The sequence below is a fragment of the Shinella sp. 838 genome (assembly GCF_029623935.1).
Classification (GTDB): Bacteria; Pseudomonadota; Alphaproteobacteria; order Rhizobiales; family Rhizobiaceae; genus Shinella.
In genome coordinates this window covers 127,137-146,355 of the sequence record NZ_JARSBQ010000013.1, presented here as the reverse complement: position 1 = coordinate 146,355, position 19,219 = coordinate 127,137, and the positions used below count along the sequence as shown (strand labels likewise).

The following is a 19,219-nucleotide window of genomic DNA, read 5'->3' as shown; positions in this document are numbered from 1 at the left end:
GGCATCTCGGAATGCCATATTGACCATAATGGAAAGCCGAGGAGCCAGATTGGCATGGATGAGCTCGACCAGAAGATCGTGACGCTGCTGCGCGGCAACGGGCGCCGGAGCGTTTCGGATCTCGCTTTGGAAACCGGGGCGTCGCGGGCAACCGTGCGCGCACGCATCGAGCGGATGGAGCAGGACGGCACGATTCTCGGTTATACGGTGATGCTGCGCGCCGATGCCCTCGAAGATGTCGTTCGCGGCGTGATGACGATCGAGATCGAAGGCCATGTAACCGACCGCGTGATCCGTACGCTCGGTGGCTTCGCGGAGATTTCGCAGATCCACACGACGAACGGCCGCTGGGACCTGCTGGTGGAACTGAGCGCCTCGAGCCTTGCCGAGTTCGACGCCGTCCTGCGCAAGATCCGCCTCGTGCCGGGCATCACGGGCAGTGAAACGAGCATCCTTCTCTCCACGCCGCGTTCGACGAGGGCGAAACTGTAGAAGCCGGCCCACGCGTCGTCGCCTGTGTGGGCCTTCTTCTTAACCGCCTGCGTGCGGCGCGGTGGCCCTGGAGAGTTCGGTTCTCAACAGGCTCATGATGGCGGTGTCCCAGCGCTCGCCCTCGACGCGGGCGGATGCTCTGCGGACCCCTTCCAGAGTGAAGCCCAGCGCTTCATAGGTGCGGATGGCCGGCGTGTTCCAGGTGAACACGTTCAGTTCCAGCCGTTCAATCGCCTGGAAGCCGAAGGCCTTGTCGATCGCCAGCGCGATCATCCGGCCGGCAAGACGCCGGCCGCGCATTTCCGGCGCGATGGCCACGCGACCGAGCACGACGTTGCCGTTGCGCCAGTCGAAGGCAAGCTGGACATGGCCCGCCAGCTCACCGTCGAACACTGCCGTCCAGCAGAGCCGGGCCGGCGGATCGGATCTGCCTTCCGCCAGCATCCGTTCGAGCTGACCGTGCGACAGGGGAAATTCCAGAAGGGGACCACCCCATTGCACGAGATCGGCATAGCTTGGAAACCAGCCGAGAAGAGGAGTGAAATGAGTGGGTGCGAACGGAACCAGCGCCATCATGCGGAGGCTGCGGTGAACACCGCCCGTTGCGCGTCGAAGGCCCGCGTGTAGGCGGGGCGGTCCTTGCCGCGGGTGATGTAGGCGGAGAGGCGCGGATAGTCCTCAAGGACGCCCGATCCCTCCAGCCGGCGCAGAACGGTCACCATGAGAAGGTCGCCGGCGCTGAAGGCGCCGTCGAGCCAGTCCGCATCGCCGAGCCGGCGGGAGAGCGCGTCCAGCCGTGTGCGGATACGGCTTTCCAGGATTGGCAGACGTTCCGCATACCAGGGTTTGTCGCGCTCGGTGTAGGTCGGCATTTCCCGGTCGAGGATCGGCGGCTCGATGGTGTTCAGTGCGGCGAACATCCAGCTGATCGCGCGTGCCCGGGCGTCGGCGTCCTCCGGCAGCAGGCCAGCATGGCGCTCCGCGATATGGAATATGATGCCTCCCGTTTCGAACAGGGCGAGATCGCCGTCCTCATAGGTCGGGATTTGTCCGAAGGGTTGAAGCGCGAGATGCGCCGGCTCCTTCATGTCCTTGAACGTGAGGAGACGGACCGCGTAGGGCTGGCCCACCTCCTCGAGCGCCCAGCGAACGCGCATGTCGCGCGCAAGGCCCCGACCGCGATCAGGCGATTGGGCAAAGGCCGTTATGGTGATCGTCATGTTGTCCTCCATAGCATGTCTGCATGAAGACGAACGGCAGGCCGGAATTCCGACACCCTGCCGTGGTGCTTTTGTGGCGCCGATCATGTGTCTGCGGCTTGACGGTATGCTGTTTGCTGCAGATCGGAAAGCCGGCATGCCGTCAGATGAGCGGTGCCGAAGGCATTCCGCCGGAGCGTGCAAACGGCACGCCGCCCTTGGCGCGGCAAGGCTGACCGGACGACAGGCCTGCGTCTTCCTCATTCCATCGTCTTGAGGAAGGTTTCGGCTGTGGCGCAGAGCACCGCCGCACCCTGCGGCAGGGCGGCCTCGTCGATGCGGAACTGCGGGTGGTGAAGGGGGTATATGGCACCGGCCTGCTCGTTGCGAATGCCGAGGCGGAAATAGACCGACGGGCATTTCTCGCTGTAGAAGGCGAAGTCGTCGGCGGCGGTCCATCCGGGCGCCGACAGCACGTTGTCCGCTCCGACGATCGCCCTGCCGGCCTGGCGGACGATCTCGACCATTTCCGGCGCGTTGACGACTGGCGGCTCACCCCGTTGCAGATCGACCGTGACGGTTGCGCCATGCGCCGCCGCCACCCCTTCAAGGATCTGCCGCAGCCGGCGCCAGGCCTTCTGCCGGGTTTCCTCGTGGCCGCTGCGGATGGTGCCCTTCAGTCGCGCGTCGGCAGCGATCACGTTGTAGGCGCCGCCGCCCTCGATGCCGGTGACGGAAATCACCAGGGGATCGTAGGGATCGATTTCCCGTGCGACGATCTTCTGCAGCTCCGTCACCATCGTGCAGGCGACGGCGATGGCATCGATGCCGTCGGAGGGCCTTGCGGCATGTGCGGAGTTTCCGGTCACGACGATGTCGAAAATATCGCAGGCGAGCGTATAGGGGCCGGCGCCGACCGCGATCCTGCCGGTCGGCGTATAGGGATCGACATGGATGCCGATCGCTGCGTCGACATCGTCGAGAAGACCCTCCGCGACGACCCGCCGTCCACCGAGCGGTTCCGCCTCCTCGGCGGGCTGGAAGATCAGCCGCACGGTGCCGCTGAAGGATTGTCTGCGCCTGTCCAGCAGGACGGCGGCGGCATAGCCCATGGCTGCGTGCGCGTCATGGCCACAGGCATGCATCACGCCCGGCTTTTCGGAGGTGAACGGCTCGCCCGACATTTCCTTGATCGGCAGCGCATCGATATCGGCGCGGATGACGACCTTGCGGTTCGAGGGGCCAGCGGTGCCCACGATATCGACGGCCAGTCCGAAGCCGGCGACCGGCCGGACCGGGCCGAGGCCCATCTCTTCCAGCGCGTGCTTCAAATAGGCCTGCGTCTCGCGCTCCGCATTGGAAAGCTCGGGATTGCGGTGGAGATGGCGCCGGATTTCGATCATCCGGCGCGCGAGGGCCGCGTCCACTGCCGCCGTGTCGGGCTCAGGCCTTGACATGAATGTCCCGGGGGAAGTTGGTCAGCGTCTCGCAGCCGGTTTCGGTGACGAGGATCGTCTCGCTGACCTCGATGCCCCAGCCGTCCATCCACATGCCGAGGATGGAGTGCAGCACGTTGCCCGGCTTCAGGATGGTCGTGTCACCCGGGCGCAGGCTGATCGTGTGCTCGCCCCAATCCGGCGGATAGGCGACGCCGATCGAGTATCCGATGCGCGATTCCTTCTTGAGGCCGTGGCGCTCGATCACCTTGCGCCAGCTCGCTTCCACCGCCTCGGCCGTCACGCCTGGTCCGATGCTGGCAAGAACGGCTTCCATGCCCTCGAGAACCGCCTTGCTCGTGTCGTTCACCTTGACCGGCATTTTGCCGAGCTGGAGGGTTCGTGCAAGGCCGGCCGTGTAGCGGCGCACGACACCGGCAAGTTCCAGCGCGACGGTCTCGTTCTCTCCGAAAAGCCGGTCGCTCCACATGACATGGGGCGCGGAGGCGTTTTCGCCGGCGAGAATGGTCGGGGGCAGGGCGGTGATGTCGCCGGCAAAGTCCGGCGCGCCCGCAACCTGCGCCGCCTGAATTTTGGCGATGGCATCGCATTCGCGCACGCCAGGCGCGATGGTGTCATAGGCAGCACGCACCGCGGCCTCGGCAAGGCGCGAGGCCTTGCGCAGATAATCGACCTCGGCCGGTGACTTGACGCTGCGGATCCAGTTCACCAGCAGGTCGGCATCGTGGAAGGTGGCATTCGGCAGGCCTGCTGTGAGGCGGGCATGGGCCTTCGGCGAATAGTAATAGGCTTCCAGCTCGATGCCGATATTGCCGCGGCCCCAACCCTTCCGGTTGATCCAGGCAGCGATCCAGTCCATCGGGTGACGGTCGGCCCGCTGGACGTGGTCCTCGGGGAAGCCGACGATGTTTTCCGGTTTCATCCAGGCCGTCAGCAGGCCGCCGGCGGCATCCATGGCGCGGCCGATCCAGACGGGTTCCTCGTCGGCAAGCGGTACCAGCACGACCTGGGGCGTATAGAAGGACCAGCCGTCATAACCGGTGATGTAGTGCTGGTTGGCGACATCGTTGACGACGAGGAGATCGAGATTGCGTTGCGCCATCTCCGCGCGGATGGCCTGGAGCCGGGCTCTGTATTCGGAAAGGGCGAAGGGAAGTTCGATCATGAGGAGGCATCCTGATTGGCGGAACTGGGGTGTCAGGCGGTCGCGAGCAGGCGGCTTGCGGCCTTGGGGTTGGGCGCGACACCGCATTGTCGCAGGCTGGCCCAGGCGGCCGCCAGATTGCTGGTAACGACCGGCAGGCCGGTTTGCCGTTCGATCTCGGGGGCGCATTGTGCCGCCCGCAGTGCCGTGCAGGCGATGAAAAGAGCGTCGGTATCGGCCGCGGCGATGTGTGCCGCCAGCCGGATGATCTCGGCCTGCGGCAGGCGGGCCATGTCGCGGTCGTCCTCCATGCCGAGGCAGGCGAGGCGATCGACGCCAAAGCCGTTCGCCTCGAAATAGGCCTGCATTGGTTCGGCCGTCTGGCGGATGTAAGGTGTCAGGATGCTGATGCGCCGTGCTTTCAGGGCGCGCAGCGCCAGGACGGCGGCGCCGGCCGGGGTGATGACCGTGGCGCCCGGCTTGCCCTCGCGGATGGCGGCTGTGACAGCCTCCTCGCCGATGATGACCGAGGCCGAGGTGCAGCCGTAGACGATGGCGTCGAGCTCTTCGTCCGGCAAAAGCAGGGTGGCGGCAGCAGCAAGGTGGGGATGCATCGCGCGGAGGTTTTCCAGCGTCGTGGGGTTCGCATAGCCGACGCGCGTTACATGAACGGCGATGCCGTCGCTGGCGACGAGGCGCCGGAAATCCGCTTCCACCGTATGGTCCGTGGCGAGTGCGATCAGGCCGATGCGCCGGGCCGTGGCACGGGCCTCCAAGGTTGATTGATGCTGGATCTCCTCGATCATGCACGCTCCGCCATAGTCTTGTGCAGGGCATTCAGCCGTGGGAGGAAATGCATGTCAATCTGAGAAAAAGACACATGTCAATTTCCTGTGTGTGTCGTGCAAAACCGCCTGGCTGTTTTGCGACCGTATTGCGGGGCTTCAAAGTGCCAGAACGCTCCGGTCGGGTGCGGCGCGCAGCAACGAGGCGAGGATGTCGAGGCCGGCGCGCAACTCGTCCGCTTCGGTTGCGCCGACCGATACCCGGACAGCGCCTGCCGGGTTGCCGGACAGGGAGAACGGCGTGCTCGGTGCGACGGCCACGCCTCGGGTGCGCGCCTGGGAAACGAAGGCGAGCTCGTCGTGCTCCGGCGGAAGCGGCAGCCAGAAATGGAGCCCTTCCGGATGCGCACGGTAGGCGGCGCCTTCCAGCGCCGTGGAGACGATGCGGTGCCGTTGGCCGAGGGCTTCGCGCTGCCAGTCCACCAGTGCTTGCATCGTACCATCGCCCAGCCACAGTGTGGCGATCTCGGCCATGACGGGCGTCGCCATCCAGTTTGCCATCAGATGCCGGTTGGCGATCGTGGCGGCGAGATGATCCGGCGCGGCGACATAGCCGATGCGCAGGCCGGGGAGGGCGACCTTTGTGAAGCCCGTGATGTAAACCGTCCGTTCGGGCGCTATCGCCGCGATCGGGCGCGGGCGACGGGAGAGGAGCGGGCCGAACACATCGTTTTCGATGATCGCGACGTCGTGTCTGCGGGCCGTTTCGACGATGGCGCGGCGCCGGCCTTCCGGCATCAGCGAAGCCGTCGGGTTGGCGAGATTGGGCTGGAGGGTGACCGCGCGCACCTCGTCCCGCAGGCAGGCCTCTTCCAGCGCTTCGGGCACCATGCCGTCCGCGTCCGCGGCGATCGGGCGAACCCGGATGCCGAGATAGTCCGCGAGCGGCCGGATCACGTGATAGCAGATCTCTTCCGCGGCAAGGATCGCGCCAGGCCCTGCGGCCGAAAGGAGGGCGGCGGCGAAAGCCGAAGAGGCTCCGTTCGTCACGAGCAGGTTGCGCGGCGTGGTTTCGACGCCGAGCGTGGAGAGCCACCGGGCGGCCGCCTCGTTGTGCCGCGGGAAGATGGTGTTGGGCCGGAAGGACAAAGCCGCCGCAGGCGAGAGACTGTCGCCGATCAGGTGCAGGACGTCTTTCATCTGCTTGAGGTGAAAGGGGGTGCAGACGGGTGTGACGATCGAAAGGTCGATCTCGTTTGCCAGCCGCTCCGCAATGTAGGGCGAGGGGGGTGCGGCGCCGCCTGCCTTGACATAGGTGCCGCGACCGACCTCGCCCGAAACCAGCCCGCGCCGGGCAAGCACGTCATAGGCCTTGCTCACCGTCTGGATCGAAATCTTCAGGTCGTAGGCGAGATCCCGGTGCGCCGGCAGCTTGTCGTCCTTGACAAGCTTGCCGCTTTTGATTGCCGCCGTAAACTGGTCCGCGAGGGAGATATAGACGGGCCGTCGCAGCTGGCCGGGATCGGGGTGCCATTTTGTCATGCATTCTTGTCGTCCAAAAGCATGGCAATTTCAATCGGGATCGACATCTACCCGCCCAAGCGAGGGGGGCACGAATGCTCCTTCTGCTGCGGTGCTAAATTGTCACGTCGCGCGCCGTTTTAAAGTGGTATATAGTTTGCCACATTAAAAGGAGAGGTGCATGAACAAGGAAGAAACCCGCAAGCCCCTGGTGTTTTCCGGCGAGCATGTCAGCGGACGGGACGCCGATGGCAACAGCCTGATGCCGATGCTTGTCGTGGGGCTGGTCCTGATCGCGATCGGCTATGCAGGCGTGATGGTTTTCGTTTAGCCGGGACAAGGGCATGCGGTCTGCCGCCGCCACGCACGCGCACCGCTGCGGGGATTGCTTTGTCGCGGACGCGGTTACCCACGCTTCGTCGGATGGGTCTTGACCGAACAAGAAAGACCCCCTGCAGCGGCTGCAGGGGGCTAGGATCGTGGATCAGTATGACGCCCCGTCAGGCGGCGTAGGCCTGCCGGCTTGCCTGCGGCGCGTTCCGTGCCCTGTCGAGACGGAACTGGGCGAGCAGCGCGGAGAGTGCGGCTGCCTCGCCGGCAAGGCCGTGGCTGGCGGCGGTCTGTTCCTCCACCATGGCGGCATTCTGCTGCGTGCCCTGGTCCATCGTGTTGACCGCAGTGTTGATCTCCTGCAGGCCCGTCGACTGTTCGCGCGCGGCAAGCACGATGGCGTTCACATGGCCGTTGATCTCCTGCACCTCGCGCACGATGGCTTCCAGCGCGGCGCCCGTCTCGTCGACAAGGGAAACGCCGGAGCGGACCTGCTCGCCGGAGGCGGTGATCAGCGCCTTGATCTCCTTGGCCGCGTTGGCCGAGCGCTGGGCGAGCTCGCGCACCTCCTGTGCGACGACGGCAAAGCCCTTGCCCGCCTCGCCTGCCCGGGCCGCTTCCACGCCGGCATTGAGCGCGAGAAGGTTGGTCTGGAAGGCGATGTCGTCGATGACGCCGATGATGTTGGAAATCTCGTGCGAGGATTTTTCGATGCCCTGCATGGCCGAGACGGCGCGGCGGACGACGTCGCCCGACTTTTCCGCGCCCTGGCGGGTGCGCGAGACGAGCGAGCCGACCTCCTCGGCGCGGCGGGTGGAATCCTTCACCGTCGTGGTGATCTCTTCCAGCGCGGCGGCGGTTTCCTCCACGGAGGCGGCCTGCTGTTCGGTCCGCCGGGCAAGCGCGTCGGCGGAGCCGCGGATCTCGTTGGCACCGCCGTCAATCGCCAGAGCCTTCTCGCCGACCGTCGACATGGCCTGGTGCAGACGGGTGACGGAGTTGTTGAAGTCGATCCGCAGCCGGTCGAGGTCGCCGGCGAAGGGCGTGTCGATGCGGGAAACGAGGTCACCGTCGGCAAGACGGCCCAGCGCGTCGGCGACCGTCTGGACGGCCTGGGCGACGGTCTCTGCTTCCTGTGCCTTGATCGCGTCGCGCTCGCGGCGTTCCTGTTCGCTCAGCGCCTGGTTCTCTTCCGCCGCACGCGCAAGGCGCCCGCGTTCGATGATGTTTTCGCGGAAGACGGTGACGGCGGCCGCCATCTGGCCGATTTCGTCGGTGCGTCCGGCGTCCGGGATGGTTTCGGAAACGTCGCCGCGCGCCAGCTTGCTCATCATGCCGGTCATGCGCACCACCGGCCGCACGACGAGGCTCGACAGAAGAAGGGCAAGGACGCCGATCATGGCGAGAACGCCGACGGCGGTGGCGATGGTGGCGGCGATGCGGAATTCGGAAATGCCGGCATAGGCCATGTCGCGGTCGACGATCAGGCAGAGATACCAGCTGTCGAGCACCGGCAGGCCGGTGACCTGCACGAAGCGTACGAGGACGCGCTTGCCGTCGAGTTCGGTTTCCGTCAGCCCGGCCGCCTCGATGGACGGGGTCTCCTGCGGGAACACCTCGGTCAGCGGCTTGGCGACGAGATCGCCGTTGGGATGCACGAGGACCGTGCCGGACTTGTTGACGAGGAAGGCGGAACCCATGCCGCCGAGATCAACCTCGCCGATCATGCCGAGCAGTCCCTGCAGGGGAAAGTCGGTGCCGGCGATGCCGAGCAGCTTGCCGTCGCGCTTGACCGGAGCGGTGGCGCTGATCACGAGCTTCTGCGAGGCGGAATCGACATAGGGATCGGTCAGCACCGGGGCGTCGAGCCTGACGGTATCCTTGTACCAGCCACGCTTGCGCGGGTCATACCCCTTCGGCATCGTCGCGGCGGGAATGCGCGTCATGGTGCCGTCCTCGCCGCCGAAATAGACGAGGGCGAATTCGCGGCTGAGCAGCGCGTTGTCAAAACCCTTGAGAATGTCCTCGGTATTCTCCGCCCGGGTGACGCCGGCGCCGGCGAGCTCGGTCAGCATGACGCGGGCATTCAGCCAGTTGGCGATACCGGTAGCCGCCAGCTCGCCGGCGGATTCGATTTCGGCCGCTGCTTCCCTGGAGAGGGTGTTTCGCTGAAGGCTGTCGATATAGACCGAAAAGCCGCAGAAGGCCGCAATGACGGCGAGCGAGGCGGCCAAAAGAATTTTGGTCATGAGATTGAAACGTGTGCTCAAGGAAACCCCCCAGTATTCCATTGCCGAACGGCACGCGTCTTGCGCGCATGGGCTCGGCACAGCAAATGTCAGGAAAAAACGCGCCTTCATGGCAGCCGGCGCGAGAACCGCGCTCGTGATCGGTAAAATTGAACGGAGTTCGTTAACACTCACCTAAGGCGGCGGCATTTGCCCGGATTGAAAGTGAAATAGGCCGGGTCCGTCATGCTCGCGGAATTTTCCTGCCCTCAGTCCGGCTTGTAGCCATGCCGGGCGAAGAAGCGGTCGAGTTCCCGTTTCTGCGGGGTTTCTCCGGTGTAGATCGCGATGTAGTCGGGAATGCGCTTCATCCGCAGCGCGGTGTCCTCGGTAGACTGCATCGAGATGTATCCGATCTGGACGAGATAGGTCGTCCGCGCGCGAACATCCGCCGGGCCCTCGTCATAGCCGAACCGCACGAACATACGGCCGAGCGCCTCTATCCTTGTCTGGTCTGCTGCCTGCACCTCAGCCAGGATGTCAGGCGATTGCAGCGCCCAGCTGCGCACCGCGAACTCGAACTGGGAATCGAACAGGTCCTTGTTCAGCCAGCAGTCGAAGACATTGAGCATCGCTTCGGCGAGTGTTTCCGCATAGGCCTCGGACTGCTTGACGAGATTTCCCGTGTTCTTCTCCCGCCAGCGCGCGATCAATGCGCTCAGCAGCTCCTCCCGATCCTTGAAGAACCAGTAGAAGCTGGTGCGGGACAGATTGAGCCGCTTGGCGAGCGGCAGGATCTTGACCGATTCCACGCCGGATTCGAGCAGGCAGTCATAGGCGGCTTCCAGCCACCCTTCAGTGGAGCCACGCCAGCCGTTGTCGCTCGTCGCCTGTTCCATGCCGACCATCTAGCGAATCCCATATGTCACGACAAGCAGAATGTGCATTCATGTTCTCTACGTTGACTATAGTGTCACTGATATTGACACTAGTGTACATTTTCCCTTAGCGTTCGCAAAAGATCCCAGTCCGGAGCCCGTGGCATGTCGAACGACCCTCTGCTTCAGCCCTATCAGTTGAAGCATCTGACCCTGCGCAACCGCATCATCGTCACGTCGCACGAGCCGGCCTATCCGGAGGACGGCATGCCCAAGGGCCGTTATCGGGCCTATACGGTGGAGCGGGCGCGCGGTGGCGTGGCGCTGACCATGACGGCCGGCTCGGCTGCCGTCTCGAAGGACAGTCCGCCGGTCTTCAACAACCTGCTCGCCTACAAGGACGAGATCGTGCCGTGGATCCGGGAAATGACCGATGCCGTGCACGAGGCCGGCGCTGCGATCATGATCCAGCTCACCCATCTCGGTCGCCGCACACGCTGGGACAAGGGCGACTGGCTGCCCGTTCTCGCCCCCTCCCACCAGCGCGAGGCGGCGCACCGTGCCTTCCCGAAAAAGCTGGAAGACTGGGATATCGCGCGCATCATCAAGGACTTCGCCGATGCAGCCGAGCGCATGAAGGCGGGCGGCATGGACGGCGTCGAGCTGGAAGCCTATGGCCATCTCATCGACCAGTTCACATCGCCACTGACCAATGAGCTCGACGGCCCCTATGGTGGTTCGCTCGACAACCGCCTGCGTTTCTGTTTCGACGTGTTCAAGGCGATGCGTGAAAGAGTCGGCGAGGATTTCATTCTCGGCGTGCGCTACACGGCCGACGAATGTCTTCCCGGCGGGACCGGAAAGGCCGAGGGCCTTGAAATCTCCCGCCGTCTCAAGGAAAGCGGTCTCATCGACTACCTGAACGTCATCCGTGGCCATATCGATACGGATCCGGGCCTGACCGACGTCATCCCGATCCAGGGCATGGCAAGCGCGCCGCATCTGGATTTCGCCGGTGATATCCGCGCCGCAACCAGGTTTCCGACCTTCCATGCGGCAAAAATCCAGGATGTTGCGACGGCGCGGCATGCGATCGCCGCCGGCAAGGTCGATATGATCGGCATGACCCGCGCGCACATGACCGACCCGTATATCGTGCGCAAGATCATCGAAAAGCGCGAGGACGACATCCGCCCCTGCGTCGGCGCGAACTACTGTCTCGATCGCATCTACCAGGGCGGCCTTGCCTTCTGTATCCACAACGCGGCAACCGGCCGCGAGGAGACGATGCCGCATGTGATCCCGAAGGCGGATGTGCGCAGGAAGGTTGTGATCGTCGGAGCCGGCCCGGCCGGCCTCGAAGCGGCAAGGGTCTGCGCCGAACGCGGCCACGAGGTGGTGGTGTTCGAGGCGGCGAGCGATCCGGGCGGCCAGATCCGCCTGACGGCACAGAGCGAACGCCGGCGCGAAATGATGAGCATCATCGACTGGCGCATGAGCCAGTGCGAAAAACATGGCGTCACCTTCCGTTTCAACAGCTGGGCCGAGGCGGACACGATCCTTGCCGAAAAACCCGATGTCGTGATCGTCGCGACGGGCGGCCTTCCGCATACGGATGTCCTTTCGAAGGGCAACGAGCTGGTGGTCTCCTCCTGGGACATCATTTCGGGCGATGTGAAACCGGGCACCAACGTCCTTGTCTACGACGATGCCGGCGACCATGCCGGGCTGCAGGCGGCCGAACTCATCGCCAAGGCGGGTGGCAAGGTGGAGATCATGACCCCGGATCGCGCTTTCGCGCCGGAGGTCATGGCGATGAACCTCGTCCCCTATATGCGCGCATTGCAAAAGCTCGACACGACCTTCACCGTCACCTACCGGCTGGAAGCGGCGGAAAGGAGCGGCAACCAGCTCATCGCCCATGTCGGCAGCGATTATGGCGGCGTCGCCCGGGAGCGCGTGGTCGATCAGATCGTGGTCAACCACGGCACCATTCCGCTGGACGAACTCTATTTCGAGCTGAAGCCCGGCTCGCGGAACCTCGGCGAGGTCTCCTATGACGCGCTGCTTACCGGCACGCCGCAGACCATCGCGCGCAATGCGGACGGCGCCTATCAACTCTTCCGGATCGGCGATGCGGTCGCCGCCCGCAACACGCATGCGGCGATCTATGATGCACTGCGTCTTGCCAAGGATATCTGAGACCACCCTTGTGCCTGCCGGCGCCTTGCGACCGCGTCCGGCGCGCCGCTCCGGCGGAAGATCGCTTTGCGTTCCGGCCCGGCAGGGCAAACCGGTTGACATCGCGCTTTGCCGGTGTCTTCTTCCTGTCCGTGATGCCGAAGCAGTGGAGCTGCGGGCAGCGCCATCGTCTGCATTTCCTGGAAGAGCAGACGAAGCAGAAGAGTTTGGAACCGTTGAATGCCGGCAGTCATCGTCGTCAATCGTATGATGGAATTCTTTTCCAGCCTGGCCCTCGGCTAGCGGCGAGCGCTGTTCTGTATCCCTTGGCGGGATGAATACATCAAAAGTCGGAATCTGTTCGTTGGGAAAGCGCCGGTGTCGTCGCCTGTCGCATTGGCACGCCGCCAGTTCCGACTTTTCGCTCCGTGTCCTCGTCTGGTGCTCTGTCGCCGCTGCGAGGCGACTTGAACACTTGATCTGAAATCACCGAAAAGGAGGGGACATGAAACGCATCGATCTCCTGGCGCGTCTCAAGGCTGTCGAAGGTAATGATCTTTACAGAGGCAAGCGGATCGGCTCCCTCAGCGCTTACATGAGCGATGAGCAGCTTGATAAGCACATCCGCGATATCGAGGACCGGATGCATGCGAACCGGCCGCGGCCGGAGTGACCGCCCGTCGTGCAGCCTCGATAAACACAGGGTGATCGGGTGGCGATGTCGCCCGATTGCCGCGCTCGCGAGACGCCTTGCGGCATGTCTGCCGGGTGACGAATCATATAACAGGGGAATCTCAGTCAACTTTTATGCGGCAACGGCAGCATTTCGCATCGCCCTTTCGGCTGCCCGGAGAGATCATGTCCCATTCATCGTCCGACGTTACAGGATCGCCCGTCACGCTTGCCGGTGCGACATTCACGGATATGAAACTCGGCTCGGGCGACCAGCCGCACCGGATCTTCCTCTACCGCCCGCCAAGACCGGCTCCGCCTGAAGGCTGGCCGGTGCTCTACATGACGGACGGCAATGCCTGCTTTGCGACGGCCGTCGATGCGCAGAAGGTGCAGATGTCCTATCCGAGCGGCACGAACGTTTGCGACGGTGTGATCGTGGCGATCGGCTATCCCACCGACGATGCTTACGACCCATTCCGCCGTTCCTGGGATCTCAGCCCGCCGCCCGGCCGGACCTATCCGCCGTTCTTTCCCGATACGCCTGACGTCAAGACCGGTGGCGGCGACGGCTTTCTCTCCGCGATCGAGGACGAGGTGAAGCCCTGGGTCGAGCGGCAGGTGCCGATCGACCGGTCTCGCCAGGCGCTTTTCGGTCATTCCTTCGGGGGGCTGTTCGTGCTCCATGCGCTCTTTACCAAGCCGCATGCGTATCGGCGCTGGATCGCAGCAAGCCCGGCGATCTACTGGGAGGATGCGGCCATTCTGGCGACGGAGCAGGCGTTTCTGGAGCGTTCCCACGTGCCCCCGGGCATCGAACTGCATCTTTCCGCCGGGCAATATGAAAGCGAGACGCGCATCGCCCCCTTCCACAAGGGTCGGCCCGACGAGGCACAGAGACAGGCCCGTGCGCTCGAAACCAGAACGGTGGAATTGGCCCGGACGATGGCGGAACGTTGGCAGGCGTCCCCGGGTCTCACCGGTGTTGCCCGTTTCGAGGAGTATGCCGGCGAGAACCATATGTCCGTTCTGCCTGTTGCCCTGAACCGTGCCGTCCAGATCGCCTTCCGGCAGGAGACGTAGCTCCGGCTTGGAGAGCGCTCGTTGGATGTGATGCGCGGTCGGCAGCCGGGCGGAAGAACCCCGCGCGCCGAAGCGCGCGGGGCAAAGATCAACGGGAGTGCTGCAGCCAGAAGTCCTGCCAGTCCTGCAGCTTGGCAAAATCGTCCTGGCTCGTTTCGGAGTGGTTGACGTAAAGCTTGTCGACATGGCTCGCGATGCCGGAGACTTCGCTCTCGGGCATCTTGGCGTCCGTATTCGTCGAGATCTTGCCGTCGCCGAGCTGCGGGGCCATGCCTTCTTCGGTCATCATGAAGCGGGCGAAGAGCTTTGCGGTGTTCGGGCTCTTCGTGCCGGCGGCGATGACGGCGACGCGCGGCGTCAGCTGGCCGATCCACGGCTTCATCTCCTTGCAGATGCCCATGCCGTAGCCGTCCTTCTTGGCGTCGCGGAAGATCGCGACGGAAAGGAAGCCGATCGGCGGCTTTTCCTCCTTGGCGCCGACGATCGGGCCGACATCGGTGTCGCTGCGCGTGACCTTCGGCTGGTTCCTGGCGAGACGCTTGACCCATTCGGCCGTTGCGCTGGCCTCGTCGGTTGTCAGCTCCTCGCCGAACTGAGCCTTGTAGGCCTCGCGCATCGCGGCGTCTTCGTGTGTCGCGAGCTGGTTGAACCAGAACATCGTCTCGTTGCGCAGCAGCGGATCGGGAATGGCGACGCGGCCCTTCCACTCCTCCGTCGTCAGCGCCCAGAGATTGTCGACCGGGCAGGTCTCGCCGTTGACGTCGGTGTTGTAGGCGAAGACCCAGGGATTGTTGCTGGTGATCGCCGGGCTCTGGTAGGCGGCCGGGATCTTGTCCTTGAGATCAGGCGCGAGCCAGGAGATGCCGAAGCCTTGCGGCAGGATCTGGCTGGTCACCGACGGCAGGTTGCTCATGTTGAAGACGTCGGTGCGTACGTTGCCGGCGGCCGCTTCCCGGGCGATGATCTGTTCCTGATCCTGGCCGCTCATCTTCACGCCCGTCGCCTTCAGGCCGTATTTCGCCGAGAAATTCTCGGCCATGCTGACGATCTTGCCGGTCGCGTCGACGACCGTGATCGGCTCTTCCTTCTTGGCGGCCTCGATCAGCGCCTCCAGCGAATAGTCGCTGTCGGGAATGCCGATCTGCTTGGCCTCCTGGGCCATGGCGCCCGTCAGGCCCATGGCCAGGACGGATGCGCTCGTGAACAGGCTGATCAATATCTTAGGCATCATTTCCTCCGTTGCCTTGATGGCGCATGCCCTGTCAGAGGGCGATGCGATTCCTGTTCCGGTCGAAAAGGTGCAGATGCTGCCTTTCGACCCAGAAATGGGTGGTCTCGCCCGCGGCCTTGCGCGGGTTTTCGGTCGCGATGGCGAAGAAGCGGCTGCCATCGACATCGAGCTCGACAATCCAGCTGCCGCCAGTGGGCACGATGTCGACGATGGTTCCCAGGCCGGCGGCGCAGCGCGCGGCCTCCGCCGTGTCGAGGTCGCCAAGGCGCACCGCCTCCGGCCGGATGCCGGCCGAGGCGACCTGGATGCCATCGACTGAGAAATGCGCGAGAAGCCGATCGACCCAGCCATGCAGCGGGCCGGATTGCGCCTCGCCGCGCTCGACGATGTTGATCGGCAGGCTGCCGACGAATTCCGCGACGAAGCGGTTTGCGGGGCGCTCGTAGATGTCGTCGGGCGTGCCGACCTGCTGCAGTTCGCCCTCGCTCATCACGGCGATGGTCGTCGCCAGGGTCATCGCTTCCCACTGGTCATGGGTGACGAAGACGATGGTGGAGCCGGCCTCCGCGTGGATGCGTTTCAGTTCCGCGCGCATTTCCAGCCGCAGCTTGGCGTCGAGGTTGGAAAGCGGTTCGTCGAGCAGGATGACGGACGGGTTCAGCGCCAGCATGCGGGCAAGCGCGACGCGCTGCTGCTGGCCGCCGGAAAGCTCCGCTGGGTAGCGGGAGGCATAGCGGGCGATGCCAAGTTTGGTCATCACCCGGTCGATGGTGGCGTCGCGCTCGGCGGCAGGCGTCTTGCGCAGCTTCAGGCCGAAGGCGACGTTCTCGCGGATCGTCATGTGCGGCCAGAGGGCGTAGTTCTGGAAGACGAGGCCCATGTTGCGCTTTTCCGGCACGGTGAAGACGCCGTCGGCAACGGAGACGATCGGTTCGCCGTCGACGAGGATGCGCCCGCCCGTCGGGTGTTCGAGGCCGGCGATCATGCGCAGCGTCGTCGTCTTGCCGCAGCCGGAAGGGCCGAGCAGGCAGAGGAATTCCGACTTGCCGATTTCCATGCTCAGATCGCCGATGGCGGCGGGGCCGCCGCTGCCATAGGTCTTGCGGATATTTTCCAAGGTTATGCTGGACATTACTTGCTTCCCATGCCGTCTGAGAGGTTGGCCCGGCCGATCTTCTGGACGAGCATCGTGCCGGTGAAGGCGACGACGCAGAGCATCAGGACGACCGCATTGGCAGCCTGGCTGTAGCCGTAGTCGACGAGGCGGATTGCGTAGGTGGTGAGCAGGTCCGTGCCGGGAACGGCAAGGACGACGACGAGGCTGAGCCCCTTGATGCCGGAAATGAAGGGCAGGAGGATCGCCGAGACGAGGGCGCCGCGCTGGATCGGCAGCACGATGGAGCGCATGCGGCGCAGCCAGCCGGCGCCGACGATCTGGCCGGCCTCTTCCGGCTCGCGGCCGAGCTGCATCATCGAGGCGATGCCGGCGCGTGAGGCGAAGGGCATCTGGTCCGCGAGGATCGCCAGCACGAGGATGATCGGCGTGCCGTAGAGCGCCGGCAGCGGCGGGCGGGCGACGGCGAACATCGAGAGATAGGCGGCGGCAAAGGCGATGCCCGGCACAAGATAGGGCAGGAAGGTGATTTGCCGCAGCGCGACGGAGACGAAGCGGACGGGCGAGCGCACGACGGCATAGCCGACGAGGAGGCCGAGCACGCCGGCGCCGAGAGCGGCAAGGCCCACCATCCACACCGTGTTCCACAACGCCAGCCAGAATTCGCCCGTCAGGAGAATGCCCTGGCGCAGCGCGGTCGTACCGAGATCGGTGCCGATCCAGTAGTCGAGCGTGAAATTGTCGAGGCTGAAAGCGCCCGGCACCCGCATGACCGTCGTCAGCGCCAGCGCGAGAAGCGGAATGCCGGCGCTGAAGGCGAAGACGGCAAGCGCCCAGAGGAAGGCCGGCGTCCGCCACTTGCCGAGCGGCGTGGCGCGCACCATCGCGCCCTTGGAGCCGATGGTGACGAAGCGCTTTGCTTCCTTCAGCAGGCGCATATCGATGAGGATGGAGAAGATGCCGAGCAGCACGATGACGCCGGCAAGCACGGCGGAAGCACCGGCCTGGCTGGTCGAAATCGCCCGGAACAGGGAGGTCGCGAGCACGTCGAAGCCTACCGGCACGCCGAGCACATAGGCGACGCCAAAATCGCCGAGGCATTTGGCGAAGATCAGCGTGGCGGCCGAAATGAGCGAGGGCAGCATCAGCGGCAGGATGATCTTGCGCGCCACGTCGAGCGGGCTGGCACCGAGACTGCGGGCGGAATCCTCCAGCTGCGTGTCGAACTGCTTCAGCGCATTGCCGAAGAGGAGGATGACGAAGGGCGCATAGTGCAGGGCGAGGATGACTGCGATCGGCAGGGCGCCGTAAGCCAGCCAATCCGGCGGGGTGACGCCGAAGGTCTCCATCCAGCCGGGAAGCCCGCCCGTCGTGCGATTCTTGAAAAGGGTCAGCCAGGCGAGCGCGAAGGTCCAGGACGGCAGCATGTAGGGGACAAGCAGGGCCGTCGAGAGCCACTTCTTGCCGATGAGGTCGGTGCGAGCGAGCAGCCAGCCGATTGGCCCGCCGACGAGGAAAGCGATGGCGATGGCACCGGCGGAGATGATCGCCGTATTGGCGAGCGGCCACCAGAAGAGATCCTGCGCGATGGGCGAGAGGAGGACGCGGTTGAGGTAGTAGAGCGTGAACGTCCCGAGCTGCTGCCCGGTGCGCGCGGTATCGGCGAAATGCACCGTTACGGCGTCCGCGAGCAGAAGCAGGACGGGCGCGAGGATGAGATAGGCGAAGACAGCGACCAGGGCGAGGCCGAGCAGCAGCGTCGGATCCGCGCTGTTGACGCGGATGAGGTAGGAGAAGCGTCTCCAGGGCGAGGCCGGCTCAGGACGTAAACGGTCCTCCGGCAAAGGGATTTGCAGGGTCATAGGCTCAACTTTGCGTTCGGAACGAAAAGGGTTGGGGGCGTGTCAGTCCGGGAGGGCGCCGACCGCGGCGATGACATCGCGGACCGCCTGCCAGGCCGTGTCGTAGCGGAGCGGCAGGAACCGTTCGTCGCCGTTGAAGGCTGCCGTCATTTCCGGCGGGAAGCGGAAGGCGAAGAAACAGGCCGTCAGCTTCTTCGCCAGCGCTGGATCGAGGTCATGAGCGTGGGCGAAGGACGATGTCGGGAACAGCGGGCTCTGATAGAGGACCCGCAGGGCATGGCGATCCACCGCGCCGCGCTCCTCCAGCCGTTCGAGCACGTCGGAGGCGACGGCCGCCATGTCGTAGTCGCCGGAAAGCACACCCATCACCGACTTGTCGTGCGCGCCGGAGAGGATCGGCTTATAGTCGGTATCGGGTACCAGCCCTTCGACGGGAAAGAGCGCGCGGGGCGCGAGATTGCCGGAGTTCGACGCCGCGGAAACATGGGCGACGCGTTTGCCCTTGAGATCCGCGAGCGTCTGGTAGGGCGAATCCGCTCGCACGATGGCGACCAGATGATAGCCGCGCAACGCCCCGTTCTCGCCTTTGCCGGCGAAGGGAACCGCCCCCGCCTTGTTGACGGCTTCCACCGTCGGGCCGGTGGAGAAGCCCGCGAAATGCAGGCGACCGGCGCGCATCGCGCTGATTTCGGCCGCGCTCGACTGCACGGGGTAATAGACGATCTGGCGATCGAGACAGTGCGACAGGTGCTGTGTGAAAGGCCGGAACAGTTGCGCATAGACCGCCGGATCCTCGATGGGGGCGAAGGCCCAGACGAGCGTATCGGGATTGCGCCACTTGGCCGGATCCGCCGGCAGGTCTGCCACGAGATCGCCATCGGCATCGCAATAGGCCTCGTCCAGACCGGAACTCTGCTGGCACGGTTCGGCGCGGGCCGCCATGCCGCCGCCCGACAGCAGGCCGACCAGCATCATGCAGGCCGCTATGGCGCTGTAGCGTTTCATTTTATCCTCCCGAAGGTTTTTACCGTCTCGCGTTCGG

Annotated in this window: 17 protein-coding genes; 5 read left to right on the top strand and 12 right to left on the bottom strand. The window is 64.7% G+C overall.

Annotated elements, in window-relative coordinates; genetic code table 11:
- Positions 1-54 precede the first annotated feature (54 nt).
- Positions 55-492 (top strand): Lrp/AsnC family transcriptional regulator, encoded by a 438-nt coding sequence (locus tag P9A16_RS28580; protein ID WP_023517321.1) that lies wholly within the window; start codon positions 55-57, stop codon positions 490-492.
- Between the two features lie 39 nt (positions 493-531).
- Here the strand turns inward: P9A16_RS28580 and P9A16_RS28575 are convergent, their stop codons facing one another.
- From P9A16_RS28575 to ehuR, 6 genes are all read right to left on the bottom strand, one after another.
- Positions 532-1,068 (bottom strand): GNAT family N-acetyltransferase, encoded by a 537-nt coding sequence (locus P9A16_RS28575; RefSeq protein ID WP_023517320.1) that lies wholly within the window; start codon positions 1,066-1,068, stop codon positions 532-534.
- Entirely contained in the window at positions 1,065-1,712 is a 648-nt protein-coding gene (locus P9A16_RS28570) for a glutathione S-transferase family protein (RefSeq protein WP_278026264.1), read from the bottom strand. The genes P9A16_RS28575 and P9A16_RS28570 overlap by 4 nt, the downstream gene beginning before the upstream one ends.
- Positions 1,713-1,951: 239 nt before the next feature.
- Positions 1,952-3,148, bottom strand: coding sequence for a M20 metallopeptidase family protein (locus P9A16_RS28565; protein WP_023516775.1), 1,197 nt, complete (start codon positions 3,146-3,148; stop codon positions 1,952-1,954).
- Positions 3,135-4,313 (bottom strand): M24 family metallopeptidase, encoded by a 1,179-nt coding sequence (locus P9A16_RS28560; protein WP_023516774.1) that lies wholly within the window; start codon positions 4,311-4,313, stop codon positions 3,135-3,137. Before P9A16_RS28560 ends, P9A16_RS28565 begins: the two co-directional genes overlap by 14 nt.
- A gap of 32 nt (positions 4,314-4,345) precedes the next feature.
- The gene (locus P9A16_RS28555; RefSeq protein WP_023516773.1) at positions 4,346-5,098 is read right to left on the bottom strand and encodes an aspartate/glutamate racemase family protein; all 753 of its coding nucleotides are present in this window, start codon (positions 5,096-5,098) and stop codon (positions 4,346-4,348) included.
- A 138-nt stretch (positions 5,099-5,236) separates the two neighbouring features.
- Complete coding sequence (ehuR, locus tag P9A16_RS28550; RefSeq protein WP_278026263.1) at positions 5,237-6,619, bottom strand: MocR-like ectoine utilization transcription factor EhuR; 1,383 nt, start codon at positions 6,617-6,619, stop codon at positions 5,237-5,239.
- Between the two features lie 160 nt (positions 6,620-6,779).
- Between ehuR and P9A16_RS28545 the strand changes: the two genes are divergently transcribed.
- Entirely contained in the window at positions 6,780-6,929 is a 150-nt protein-coding gene (locus tag P9A16_RS28545; protein WP_023517406.1) for a hypothetical protein, read from the top strand.
- 169 nt (positions 6,930-7,098) lie between these two features.
- On the opposite strand, the gene P9A16_RS28540 is transcribed toward P9A16_RS28545, so the two are convergent.
- Together P9A16_RS28540 and P9A16_RS28535 are read right to left on the bottom strand one after the other, a co-directional pair.
- Positions 7,099-9,198: a methyl-accepting chemotaxis protein gene (locus tag P9A16_RS28540; RefSeq protein WP_037406889.1), complete on the bottom strand. Its 2,100-nt coding sequence runs from the start codon at positions 9,196-9,198 to the stop codon at positions 7,099-7,101.
- Positions 9,199-9,425: 227 nt separating this feature from the next.
- Positions 9,426-10,055: a TetR/AcrR family transcriptional regulator gene (locus tag P9A16_RS28535; RefSeq protein WP_037406887.1), complete on the bottom strand. Its 630-nt coding sequence runs from the start codon at positions 10,053-10,055 to the stop codon at positions 9,426-9,428.
- Positions 10,056-10,199: 144 nt separating this feature from the next.
- On the opposite strand from P9A16_RS28535, the gene P9A16_RS28530 reads away from it, so the two are divergent.
- The 3 genes from P9A16_RS28530 (at position 10,200) to P9A16_RS28520 (ending at position 13,970) form a co-directional block, all read left to right on the top strand.
- Positions 10,200-12,236, top strand: coding sequence for an NADH:flavin oxidoreductase (locus tag P9A16_RS28530; protein ID WP_023516624.1), 2,037 nt, complete (start codon positions 10,200-10,202; stop codon positions 12,234-12,236).
- Between the two features lie 484 nt (positions 12,237-12,720).
- Positions 12,721-12,888, top strand: coding sequence for a hypothetical protein (locus tag P9A16_RS28525; RefSeq protein WP_023516623.1), 168 nt, complete (start codon positions 12,721-12,723; stop codon positions 12,886-12,888).
- A gap of 185 nt (positions 12,889-13,073) precedes the next feature.
- Positions 13,074-13,970 carry an alpha/beta hydrolase gene (locus P9A16_RS28520; protein ID WP_023516622.1) on the top strand — a complete coding sequence of 299 codons (897 nt, stop codon included), beginning with the start codon at positions 13,074-13,076 and terminating at the stop codon, positions 13,968-13,970.
- Between the two features lie 88 nt (positions 13,971-14,058).
- On the opposite strand, the gene P9A16_RS28515 is transcribed toward P9A16_RS28520, so the two are convergent.
- Genes P9A16_RS28515 through phnD form a run of 4 tightly spaced genes read right to left on the bottom strand, consistent with a single transcriptional unit; the run spans position 14,059 to position 19,182 of the window.
- Positions 14,059-15,198 carry an ABC transporter substrate-binding protein gene (locus P9A16_RS28515; RefSeq protein WP_023517124.1) on the bottom strand — a complete coding sequence of 380 codons (1,140 nt, stop codon included), beginning with the start codon at positions 15,196-15,198 and terminating at the stop codon, positions 14,059-14,061.
- 34 nt (positions 15,199-15,232) lie between these two features.
- A complete protein-coding gene (locus tag P9A16_RS28510; protein WP_023517123.1) occupies positions 15,233-16,333 on the bottom strand; it encodes an ABC transporter ATP-binding protein in 1,101 nt (366 codons plus the stop codon).
- Positions 16,333-18,177 (bottom strand): ABC transporter permease, encoded by a 1,845-nt coding sequence (locus P9A16_RS28505; protein WP_023517122.1) that lies wholly within the window; start codon positions 18,175-18,177, stop codon positions 16,333-16,335. Before P9A16_RS28505 ends, P9A16_RS28510 begins: the two co-directional genes overlap by 1 nt.
- A 42-nt stretch (positions 18,178-18,219) precedes the next feature.
- Positions 18,220-19,182: a phosphate/phosphite/phosphonate ABC transporter substrate-binding protein gene (gene phnD / locus P9A16_RS28500; protein ID WP_023517121.1), complete on the bottom strand. Its 963-nt coding sequence runs from the start codon at positions 19,180-19,182 to the stop codon at positions 18,220-18,222.
- Between the last annotated feature and the right edge of the window lie 37 nt (positions 19,183-19,219).